The 10646-nt window shown below is 56.9% G+C and carries 13 protein-coding genes; 9 read left to right on the plus strand and 4 right to left on the minus strand.

Going from position 1 to position 10646, the window contains the following annotated elements; all coding sequences use genetic code 11:
- Positions 1-31: 31 nt before the first annotated feature.
- The gene (locus A9Q02_RS13915; protein WP_097653690.1) at positions 32-811 is read right to left on the minus strand and encodes a TrmB family transcriptional regulator; all 780 of its coding nucleotides are present in this window, start codon (positions 809-811) and stop codon (positions 32-34) included.
- Between the two features lie 299 nt (positions 812-1110).
- On the opposite strand from A9Q02_RS13915, the gene A9Q02_RS13920 reads away from it, so the two are divergent.
- From A9Q02_RS13920 to A9Q02_RS13940, 5 genes are all read left to right on the plus strand, one after another.
- On the plus strand, positions 1111-1515 hold the full coding sequence (locus A9Q02_RS13920) for a thiol-disulfide oxidoreductase DCC family protein (RefSeq protein ID WP_097653691.1): 405 nt from the start codon (positions 1111-1113) through the stop codon (positions 1513-1515).
- A 9-nt stretch (positions 1516-1524) separates the two neighbouring features.
- Positions 1525-1821, plus strand: coding sequence for a hypothetical protein (locus A9Q02_RS13925; protein ID WP_097653692.1), 297 nt, complete (start codon positions 1525-1527; stop codon positions 1819-1821).
- 153 nt (positions 1822-1974) lie between these two features.
- Positions 1975-2232 (plus strand): hypothetical protein, encoded by a 258-nt coding sequence (locus A9Q02_RS13930; protein ID WP_097653693.1) that lies wholly within the window; start codon positions 1975-1977, stop codon positions 2230-2232.
- Between the two features lie 8 nt (positions 2233-2240).
- Positions 2241-2627 (plus strand): TIGR04086 family membrane protein, encoded by a 387-nt coding sequence (locus tag A9Q02_RS13935; protein ID WP_097653694.1) that lies wholly within the window; start codon positions 2241-2243, stop codon positions 2625-2627.
- A gap of 21 nt (positions 2628-2648) precedes the next feature.
- Positions 2649-2852, plus strand: a complete 204-nt coding sequence (locus tag A9Q02_RS13940) for a tautomerase family protein (RefSeq protein WP_097653695.1) — start codon at positions 2649-2651, stop codon at positions 2850-2852.
- On the opposite strand, the gene A9Q02_RS13945 is transcribed toward A9Q02_RS13940, so the two are convergent.
- The 3 genes from A9Q02_RS13945 to A9Q02_RS13955 are packed head-to-tail and all read right to left on the minus strand — an operon-like array spanning position 2847 to position 5922.
- The gene (locus tag A9Q02_RS13945; protein WP_097653696.1) at positions 2847-3806 is read right to left on the minus strand and encodes an RluA family pseudouridine synthase; all 960 of its coding nucleotides are present in this window, start codon (positions 3804-3806) and stop codon (positions 2847-2849) included. The two genes, A9Q02_RS13940 and A9Q02_RS13945, sit on opposite strands and share 6 nt — an antisense overlap.
- Complete coding sequence (locus A9Q02_RS13950) at positions 3803-4501, minus strand: LutC/YkgG family protein (RefSeq protein WP_097653697.1); 699 nt, start codon at positions 4499-4501, stop codon at positions 3803-3805. The genes A9Q02_RS13945 and A9Q02_RS13950 overlap by 4 nt, the downstream gene beginning before the upstream one ends.
- Complete coding sequence (locus A9Q02_RS13955) at positions 4498-5922, minus strand: LutB/LldF family L-lactate oxidation iron-sulfur protein (protein WP_097653698.1); 1425 nt, start codon at positions 5920-5922, stop codon at positions 4498-4500. The genes A9Q02_RS13950 and A9Q02_RS13955 overlap by 4 nt, the downstream gene beginning before the upstream one ends.
- 188 nt (positions 5923-6110) lie before the next feature.
- Here A9Q02_RS13955 and A9Q02_RS13960 point away from each other — a divergent pair, with 188 nt between their 5' ends.
- The 4 genes from A9Q02_RS13960 to A9Q02_RS13975 all read left to right on the plus strand — a co-directional run bounded on the left by A9Q02_RS13960 (position 6111) and on the right by A9Q02_RS13975 (position 10459).
- Entirely contained in the window at positions 6111-8744 is a 2634-nt protein-coding gene (locus A9Q02_RS13960) for a GAF domain-containing protein (RefSeq protein ID WP_097653699.1), read from the plus strand.
- Positions 8741-9484, plus strand: coding sequence for a response regulator transcription factor (locus tag A9Q02_RS13965; protein WP_097653700.1), 744 nt, complete (start codon positions 8741-8743; stop codon positions 9482-9484). The genes A9Q02_RS13960 and A9Q02_RS13965 overlap by 4 nt, the downstream gene beginning before the upstream one ends.
- 119 nt (positions 9485-9603) lie before the next feature.
- Positions 9604-9945 carry a PAS domain-containing protein gene (locus A9Q02_RS13970; RefSeq protein WP_172450976.1) on the plus strand — a complete coding sequence of 114 codons (342 nt, stop codon included), beginning with the start codon at positions 9604-9606 and terminating at the stop codon, positions 9943-9945.
- Between the two features lie 217 nt (positions 9946-10162).
- Positions 10163-10459, plus strand: a complete 297-nt coding sequence (locus A9Q02_RS13975; protein WP_097653702.1) for an isoamylase early set domain-containing protein — start codon at positions 10163-10165, stop codon at positions 10457-10459.
- Positions 10460-10646 lie beyond the last annotated feature (187 nt).

Consider the following 10646-nt stretch of genomic DNA (forward strand, 5'->3'; position numbering starts at 1 on the left):
GCAACGGGCCGCAGGCCTGCTGCCCAGCACGTTAACGTAACACCTGACGATCTTCAGGTGGCAGCAATTCAAGCAATTCAGGGCCCAGACGAGCAAAAATGCGCTGGGCAAAGAGTTCCATCCAGATAAACTGACGGGCAATCAAGACCATATTTGGGTTCGTTGTGACGGTGGCCGAGGTGACCATATGACCGCTAGCAATGAGAAATTCACACTCATCCGCAACCACAATCAGCGTCTCTTCCATGCGGTGCAATTCAGTTTCCCGTTTGGGATGACGTACCACCTGGCCAAGCTCAAAGGGGGTGTCACCGGTGAGAATGACCCCCAGCGCAACCCCACGGGCATGAGCATCTTCGAGACGATGGCGCAAAGCTTCGATGTCGGCATCGGTAAAGACAAGCATCAGTTCACGTTTGGCCCGATCAATGAGATCGCCGGCATAGGCTAGGGCCTCGTTACGCCCACTGAAATTCCAGAGCCGTCCGGTCTTTTCTTGATGGTACAGGGGCAAAAGTTCGGTACGCAGATTGGCCGCACGCTCACGGGCTTCACGCTCGTAGCGATCCAGCAACAGCGCCGGCGAAACCGGTCGGTACAGCGTTGCCTTCTCCTCTTCGGATTTGAGCGCCGCCCCACGCGCCTCGAGCCGCCCCAAGGCCTCGTAGACCATCGAACGCGGAACACCCGAGCGCTTGCTGATTTGATAGCCAGTGGCCGGGTTTTCACTCAGTAGCGCCAGGTAGACTTTCGACTCATATTCAGTCAATCCGAGCGCAGCAAGTTGATCAAGAAGCTGTACAGTTGCCATACCAGAGATTCTCTTCTACGTATCTTTTTATAGTAGTTCAAATCCGAACTACTATAAAGTCTACACGTTTTTGACGCTTTTGTCAACCCTCAGAGTACAAAACCCCCTACCGCACAGCCGCTGCAAATGGTATACTATGAAAAGATGTGCATGGGGCGATAGCCCCGGAAAGGATTGCTTGTATGCGTAAAAAAGAGCGTCGTGCTATTCAGATCGCCAGTGCCCTGGTGATCGGCTTTCTTGCGTTTGTCTTGATCGTGACGGCGGTTGTACCCTATTAGTCTAGAACGTCGTGTTTTATGTCTACTCATCAGTATGCGCTGTTGTTTGATGGCAAGTGTCGTATCTGTAGTAGTCAGGTCGAGACCATTGCTGCCTATAACGACGATGGTCTCATCGAATTGCTCGATATGAATTCGGCTGAGGCGCGTGAGCGCTTTCCACAGGTCACCCCTGAAATGGCGCAACGCGAGCTGCATCTGGTGGCACCTGATGGTACCTTCTATCAGGGTGCCGACGCGGTGCGTGAAACACTGCTCCGCTTACCATCATTGCGCGGTCTGGGCGAGCTCATGCGCTTGCCCGGTGCAATGTTCCTTGCCCGCCCACTCTATGCTTGGGTTGCCGCAAATCGTTATACGATCGGTGGTCGTACCGAAGAGTGTGCCGATGGTACCTGTCAACCCTACCGCTCGCAGAGTTGAAGTGAGACTATGCGCGTTGTGGTTGTCTCACTGGTACTGTTGCTTGTGATGCTCGTTGCTGGTTCGTCAGGCTACGAACGGGTTGCGCTCGCTGCGCTACCCCTGTTTGTGCCTGACCAGTGCGTGCATACCTGTCAACCCTTCTTTGAACCCGAACCAACCCCCAACGATGGTGAATACGAGCCAAAACCACTTGGCTATGGAGTGGTTCTGGCGCTAGCCTGTCTCTTTGGGTTGTCAATCGTCGCCCTCACCGGCGGAATCGCCATGAAACGTCGGTTTGATGCGATAAGCCCCGATGAATAGTGCGAATCTGAGCAAATCTCCCTTGCCAGACATGGCAAAACTGGTGCATAATAGGAACAGAGGCTGGTCAAAAGATGTGCGTTAGCGTGCATTTGCTGTGCAAGCACTATCTGTACACCAACAAGGTAGATTTGCGAAAGAGGAGCTCGTCGTATGCCTACGCTATTGCACTTGGTGATGACTGGTGTCTGGGGGATGACGCTTATCATCCATACACGGCGTCTGTGGCGCCTTGCCTGTGTTGAGCAGTTGCGTCATTGGGAAGACGAGCAGCGCCTCCGCACGGGGTGGAACCGTATCTGGTGGTGGCTCGGTCAGGACGAGTTCTGGAATGAGGTACGCTCGGATTGCCTCAAGGCAATTGAAATTACGCTCATGATTTTTCTGCTTGCGTGGGGTATGAGTCAATAGAAGCTTTTTTGACATCTGACCGTGGGGTGCAGTGGATTGCAGTCGCAATTGGCTGGATGGTTGATTTTTCCCTGCGTATTTTGCTTCAGGTGAGCCTCTTCTGGTTTGGGTTGACGGCTTTTTTTCGTGAACCCGAGATGACCAATCCCATTCATCTGGTGATTCTTGGGCTCGTGTTGCTCTCGACGGCCATTGGCGGTTTTGTTGCCGCCCGGGTTGCCGAACGCTCTGAGGCACTGCACGGGATGCTCGTTGGTCTCGTCGGTATTCTGGCCGTCGCAGCAACCAGTATCGGGCTCCAACCGACACCGCTCATCTTCATTGTTGCCCAGATTCTCAGTGTGGGAACGGCAACCCTCGGTGGTCTGCTGGCGTGCCGTTTTCGCTTACCCTAAATCACCAGGAGAGAAAGACCGATGCCCTATGTCCATATCAAAATCACCCGCGAAGGGGCGACCGCTGAGCAGAAGGCTGAGTTGATCCGCCGCTCTACCCAGATGCTGAGTGAGGTGCTCGGCAAGAATCCGGCGACGACCTTTGTGATTATCGAAGAGGTCGAGACGGATAACTGGGGTATCGCCGGGGAAAGTGTGACGGTTCGCCGTCAGCGCGGCTCATAAGGCCGCACGCTCAACCCAGTCGCGCAGATCCTCGGGCAAGGGGCAGTTCAGTTGGAGTGGTTCGTGTGTCACCGGGTGCGTCAGGCTGAGTATGCCGGCATGCAGAAGATGTCGTTTAATTGGCACCCCGGAAACCTCGTTCGGCCCACCATAGGTGGCGTCGCCGAGGATCGGATGCCCCAGATGCGCCAGGTGAAGCCGAATCTGATGCGTGCGCCCGGTGTGCAGTTCAGCCTCGATCAGCGCGTAGTCACCGTACCTGTGCAGGCACTTGAAACTAGTCTGTGCTCCTTTGATGCGCCCGCCACCTTGCGGTAACGTCTGACCAATCTCATCTTCCCCATAGAGACGCCAGCGCCCGTGCGCTGACCGTCCGTGGCCTGTCGTCAGAGAGCAATGCATCCAATCGGGGCTGCCAGCACATACCGCCAGATAGCGTTTGATCACGCTACGCCCAGCAAATGCATCATGCAGCGCACGATTGATGCCGGCGTCGCGACTAAAGAGCAGCAACCCCGAGGTGTCGCGGTCAAGTCGGTGCGCCGGATGCAAGACGAGGTCTGTACCGTCGCGCGCCATGAGGTAGGTTTTCAGCGCAACCCATACATTGCCAAACCGATCCCACGGGGTTTCGATGGTGTACCAGCCAACCGCTTTATTGAGCACAACCAGCCAGCGATCTTCGTACACAAGATCAGCCGCCGTCACGACCGGCTCGGCATAGATACCGTTCGGAGGCAGGCGTATCGTCACCTGATCCCCAGGTTCCAGCGTCAAATCCAACGCCAGAACCCGTCGCCAGTTCACCCAAACCCCGCCACGTTCCAGCGCTGTTGTCCCCACTGTGCCAGCCATAGATGCGACAAGTTCGGCGAGAGGCACCGCACTCTCACCTTCACTGACCGTATGCATGATAATGGAGGGCAATGCCGCTGGATCAGGCCCACTGCTCACGGGGTCTGCACAAGCACAACGTGGAGTTCGGGCGGCCCGTGAATGCCCAACGAGAGCGTCATCTCAATATCAGCCGTGCGCGAGGGACCACTGATAAAGGTCAGATTACTGGTGGCATCAAAGAGTGTTCCAGCATAGCGTTCACGCAAGCGAGTCATCGCCTCACCGAGCCCTCGGACGATCTGGTCGCTCCGGATAACTGCAATGTGCGTCGGGGCCAGCAACGAGGCCAGCCGTGGGCGGCCCGGCCCGTGGTAGAGCACCAGGCTGCCACTCTCGGCGATCGCAAACTCGGCCCCCGAAAGACAGACCGGGGCCGGTTCGAGCACCTGCAACTGCGCCTTCCGCGCCTCGTCGCGCACCACCGGATCGAGCACCTGCACGCCACGTTCAGCCAACAGTGTATCAAGACCGGGGAGCCCAATCTGCGCACGATCCCAGGCGACTGCCATCGTGGCCTTGCGCGCCTCAAGCAGCGTCGCAATGGTTTCGAGGGCCTCTTCATCATCAGCAACCTGATATACGCGGCCCTCCAGTTTCGTCAATTCGGCGGCAAACTGGGCCGCCAGATCATCGGCGGGAGGCAACACAAACGGTGGTGGCGTATGCGGGGCCTTCTGCGCCTCCGCCTCAAGCCAAGCCCGGTTCGAAGCAAGACTCGTCCGTAACGTTGCTAAGATCTGTTCACGACTCATTGCGTACGCCCTTTCTTCTGGCGTTCTTCCCACCATTCGCTAAAGCTCTGCGAGCCATGGGGTTGCGGGAAATCGCGCCCATGCGTCCAGAGGTGCAAGGGAGGCGGGAGATGACGAATCCGCCCTTTGCGCCCGATGAGGCGTGAACCGAGGCGAGCAGCACGGCCACCAGCGCGATAGACCAGCGGATTCTTCATCATAAGCGCGTAGCTCTTGATACCTGCCGTTTCTACCGGATGGGCCTTGCCTGCCTTGACGGCATCGGCGCGCAGGCGTAGCAGCATATCGGGGATCGCAATCCCAACGGGACAGACCTCCTGGCAGGCTCCGCAGAGCGAACTCGCCTGAGGCAAAAGGTAGGCATCGGGCAGATCGGGCTGAAGGAGCGGGGTAAGGATCGCCCCAATGGGGCCTGAATAGACACCGCCATACGCATGACCACCGATCGCCTGATAGACCGGACAAGCATTGAGGCAGGCCCCACAGCGAATGCACATCAACGACTCGACATACTGCCCGCCCAGGATGCGCGAGCGACCATTGTCGAGCAACACCAGGTGAAACTCTTCGGGGCCATCGGCCTCGTCGGGACGAGCCGGGCCGCTGATGATGCTCGTATAGACACTCATTTTCTGGCCGGTGGCCGAACGAGCCAACACCTGAAGCATCACCGCCAAATCATCAAACCGCTCGACAATGCGCTCGATGCCCATAATCGCCACATGGATGCGCGGCACCGTCGTCGAGAGGCGGGCATTGCCCTCGTTCTCAACAATTGCGATGGCACCCTCTTCGGCGACACCAAAATTGACCCCGCTAATGCCCATTTCAGCCTGGAGAAACCGTTGCCTCAGCGCCGTCCGGGCGGCGCGGATCATCGGCGGCACTTCGGTCGTCGGTGTCATCCCGAGGTGCTCTTCGAAGAGCGCGCTTACCTGTTCACGAGTCTTATGAATCGCGGGGGCAATAATATGCGACGGCGTTTCGCCGGCAAGCTGAATAATATACTCGCCGAGATCAGTTTCGACCACCTCAAAGCCAGCGTGTTCGAGGGCATGGTTGAGGTGAATCTCCTCCGAAGCCATCGACTTGGATTTGACGATGCTCTTGACCCCACGGTCGCGGGCAAGATCGACAATATAGCGGCGGGCGGCTTCGCCATCAGCAGCCCAGCAGACCTTGCCACCACGGGCCTCGACCTGATCGGCCAGACGTACCAACAACGCATCGAGTTTACTCAACGCATTGGCCCGTAACGCCCGCGCCTGACGGCGTAGCCCATCAGCATCTTCAAGCGCATCAATCGCCCCGGCTCGATTGCCCACAAACCGTGTGGTTGCCCGCTCCAGCGCCGTCTTCAAGGTCTCGTCATGCAGCGCCGTATCAACCCTGTCGTGAAAATGAAGCGTCTGGGTAGCCATAGCATGAATTCTAGTGGATTGCTACCACGAAGATGCAGTTGTCATGCGATCAGGTCAGGTAGATGTCATACGAACACGACCTGGAGCGATCTCCCGCAACATCATCGTAGCGACCCGATAGCTATTGAATGAGGAATTGGCTATAGTGTACCATAAAAGGTACAATAGAGAGCGAAAGGAGCACAAAGATGCCACGCACAATCCGCCGCACGCCTCGTCGGCGTCTCCAGCATGCCAATCGCCTCTACCGAGTGCTGAGTCGGGTCAGTGAGACGATTGTGCGCCGGAATGACCGCCTGCTGCTTTTTGCCGATGTCTGTCAGATTGCGGTGGAAGAAGGGGGCTTCAAACTCGCCTGGATCGGACTGGTCGATGAACGGACGGGTCGCGTGGTGCCGATGGGCGTCAGCGGGGAAGCGTCCTCATACCCCTATGCGATCAAGGTGACGAGCCGGGATGAACCGGCGGGTCGCGGGCCGACAGGCACCGCTATTCGTGAAGGGCGTGCGGTAGTCTGCAACAACATTGCCGACAGCGTCAACACACGTCCGTGGCACCATCTGGCGGCCCATCATGCCTTACGAGCCTCAGGGGCGTTTCCGCTCGTTGTTTATGGACGGGCCATCGGTGCGCTCAACCTCTATGCCGATAGCCGGGGCTTTTTTGATCGGCAGGAAGTCGGCATGCTCGAACAGGTCGCAAATGTAATCTCGTTTGCGCTCGAAAAACTGGAAGAAGAAGAGCGCCGCAACCGCGATGAGACCAACCGCCAGCTTGATATTGAACGGCAAGAGGCCCTGCTGCACCTGACCGAGATGACCAGCCAGAGCGAACGTGAGGTAATCGAGTATGCACTCGAAGAGGCAGTGCGACTGACCAGCAGCAGCATTGGGTACCTCCACTTTGTCCTTGCCGATGGTGTCAACCTCCAACTGTTTACCTGGTCAAGTAGCGTACGCGAGGCGTGCTCGGTCGCCGCGAACACCCACTATCCCATCGCCAGCGCTGGCGTGTGGGTGGATTGCCTGCGCACGCGAGCCCCCGTCTTCCACAACGATTATCAAAATCTCCCCGATCGTCATGGCTACCCCGAAGGGCATATCCATCTGATCCGCCATATGAGTGTCCCCCTGATCGACGGCGACCAGATCGTGGCAATTGCCGGCGTGGGCAATAAACTTGATCATTACGATGAGAAAGATGCCCGTCAGTTGCTCCTCTTTATGAGTGGCATGTGGGCGATGATCCAGCGCAAACGCGCCGAGTCGGCCCTCCGCGAGAGCGAAGCGCGCTACCGACGCCTTACCGAACATGCCCCTGACATCATCTATCGGTACCGCCTGCACCCCGATCCAGGCTTTGAGTATGTAAGCCCGGCGGTCACGACCCTGACTGGTTATACCCCAGACGATCATTATGCCGATCCGCAACTTGGCTATAAATTGATCCATCCTGAAGATCGCCATACCCTGAAAGATATGGCGGAAGGAGGCTTGAGTTTCAAGCCAATGGAATTGCGCTGGGTATGCCGCGATGGTGCTGAACTCTGGGTTGAACAACGCAATGTACCTGTCTACAATGCCACTGGCGAGATCATTGCGATCGAAGGGATTGCGCGTGACATCACGGATCGTAAACTCGCCGAGACGACCCTGCGGGCTGAGCGGGCCCAACTTGAATACTGGGTGATGGAGCGAACGCGCGATCTGCGCCACGAACGTGATCGCACCCGTGCGATGCTCGAAGCCTTGAGCGAAGCCGTGATTGTCGTTGATCCAAACGGGGTCATTGATTACCTCAACCCTGCCGCGACTACCCTGACTGGGCTGCACGGCGGGATCAGTCCGACCGTCTGGGCATGGTGGCGCACACAGACGGCTGACGCAAACCCGAATGCTCAACTCTGTGCAGCGCTGAAGACTGGACGCCGCTGGCAGGGTGAGGTGACGCTGGTTGATGCCAGTGGTATTCCCTACGATGCGGCGATCACGGTTGCCCCCCTCTTCGATCCTGATGCACCAGGCCATCCCGTGCGTTTTGTGACGGTTCACCGCGATATTACGGCAACCCGGGCTGCTGAGCGGATGAAGGATCAGTTTGTCTCGAATGTCTCGCACGAGTTGCGCTCACCCACCTCGTTGATCACCATGCTTTCGGGCAATCTCGAATTGCTCTACCACCGGCTTGATGATACCCGTCGCCTCGCGATCATTGCGGATATTCGTGCCCATACCCGTACCCTGAATGAACTCATCGGCAGTGTCCTGGAAATTTCACGCATTGACGGCGGGCGTGTGGATGGTGAACGCCACAGCATCGATCTGATGCGCCTGGTACGCGACGAGGTAGCCCAGTTTCTGCCGGTAGCGCGGCGCAAACATTTGAACCTGACAGTCGAGCGCGGTCAGGCCCTGCCCATCATTGCGGAAGAGGGCCAGATACGCCAGGTCTTGCGCAATCTCTTGACCAACGCGCTCAAGTTCACGCCTGAGCATGGCCAGATTGTGTGTACAGGGGTCATCGTTGCCGATCAACTTGATCATACCTGGCCTGGGCACGTACGCCTGCCAGCTGGGCAATGGGTGGCCCTACGGATCAGCGATAATGGCATCGGCATTCGGACAACGGATCTACCACATATCTTTGAACGTTTCTATCGTGCCGAAACCCAAGGCAACATTCCTGGTACAGGGCTGGGCCTCTCGATTGCCAATGAACTGGTGCGCCTGCATGGCGGCACGATTGAAGTCAGGTCGACCCTGGGAATGGGCAGTACCTTTGTCATCTACCTGCCCCTTGACAGTGATGAAGAGGTCGTATGAAGAGCATGGCTGCGATTCTCGTCATTGACGATCAGATCGAGCATCTGCAAGCCGTACAGATGCTACTCGAGGCCGAAGGGTATCGCGTGACGCTGTGTACCTCGGCGAGCGAAGCACTGACCATCCTTGAAACAGAGCCGATCAATCTGATCCTGGCTGATGTCGCGATGCCGCAAATGAATGGCTACCAGTTGCTCGAAACGATTCGCCGTCGGGTTGAATGGACCGGTATTCCCCTGGTCTATCTGACCGGCCGTGCCCTTGACAGCGATATTCGGTTTGGCAAAGCGCTCGGTGCTGACGATTACCTCACGAAACCGATTCAACCAGAAGATCTCCTGGCCGTGGTCGAGGGCAAATTGCGACGATATGCCCAACTGCTCCAGCAGACACCCGCTGTCCAGCCAACCAGCGTCGAGCAACTACTCCAGCTTGGGCCGCTGCTAATTGATCCTGAGCGCCACCGCGCCTGGATACACGAAGAAGAACTGATGCTCTCCGCACGAGAATTCACCCTGCTCACCTGTCTCGTGCGTCAGGCTGGCCGCGTCATGTCAGCACGAGAGTTGGTACGCATCACGCACAAACTTGACCTCGACGACACCGACGAAGCCCGTGAACTGGTTCGTCCCCTGGTACGTACCCTCCGGCAGAAACTGAACCTTTCACCTGGACAACCAGGATCCATCGAAACCGTGCGCGGCCTGGGCTATCGCATGCTCGAAGTACCTCCGCTGTAAGCTCACCAAACTTCACGCAAACTTCCCGTAAGTTATGCTTCTCAGCATCGACATGCTCGGTTATGCTGTACACAAGCTTGCCAGAATATTGACAAAGTATGTTCAGAATGCACTTCGTTATGACCCAGCACTTGCCAACCACCCCCGACACTGATAGTCGTTCACAACTGCGTGCCACGATCAACCTGAGCGGATCAATCGTCTCCCTCGATGGAGCCTGGCATCAACAACTTGGGTGGCCCGCCGAGGGCTTGCTTGACACGATTTTTGTCACCCATGTCTATCCTGATGATCTCGAGCACGTGATCAGTGCGATCCATCTGGCGGTCAGTAACGAACAACCTGTGCGCTTTCGTTGCCGCTACAGCCACTACAACAACTCGTATCTGCCAATTAACTGGCAGGCCCACTTCAAGCTTGATACCCTCTACATTGAACTGATCGGGCTCCTTGCACGATAATTCCACAAATTGCACGGAAATTGCACGCCTGATAGCAATGACATTGAACGCACAATCCGGTATGCTCCATGCTATAGGCACATCCCCGTAACGCCAACATCCAGGTCAGTTGTGTCCTCAATTATTTTTAGCTCACGCACAATGGAACAGTTTTTCCATGCCAGGATCGCATGAACACAGGGGCTGCTTCCAATAAGGCATTCAAGGAAAATGTACCATGGTTATCAAACACACTGTGCCTGATCAGCCCGACAAGCTACAACTCACCTTTTCTGTACCCTCCTCGATCTGGGCTGACCAGATCTATCTAGTCGGTGATTTCAACGAATGGAACGCCCGAGCCACACCACTGCGCCGCTATGAGGACGGTTGGAGTATCGCCCTCCTGGTTGACCGTGATAACCGTTACGGCTATCGCTATCTGCTTGACGACCATTCAGATATGTGTGACTGCCACGCCGATGCGTATGCACGCGCGGCTGATGGTAGCGCGATGTCTGTCGTTGTAAGTTAATACCACGCCGTCAAACCTCAGGGCGATTGCATCATACGAAATCGGATACAACGGGGCACCCGCAAGGGGTGCCCGTACAGGGCCGGGGGCCGATCCCGGTGTAGGGGCACCCCTTGCGGGTGCCCTTGCGGGTGCCCTTGCGGGTGCCCTTGCGGGTGCCCTTGCGGGTGCCCTTGCGGGTGCCCTT

It is taken from the genome of Candidatus Chloroploca asiatica (genome assembly GCF_002532075.1).
Classification (GTDB): Bacteria; Chloroflexota; Chloroflexia; order Chloroflexales; family Chloroflexaceae; genus Chloroploca; species Chloroploca asiatica.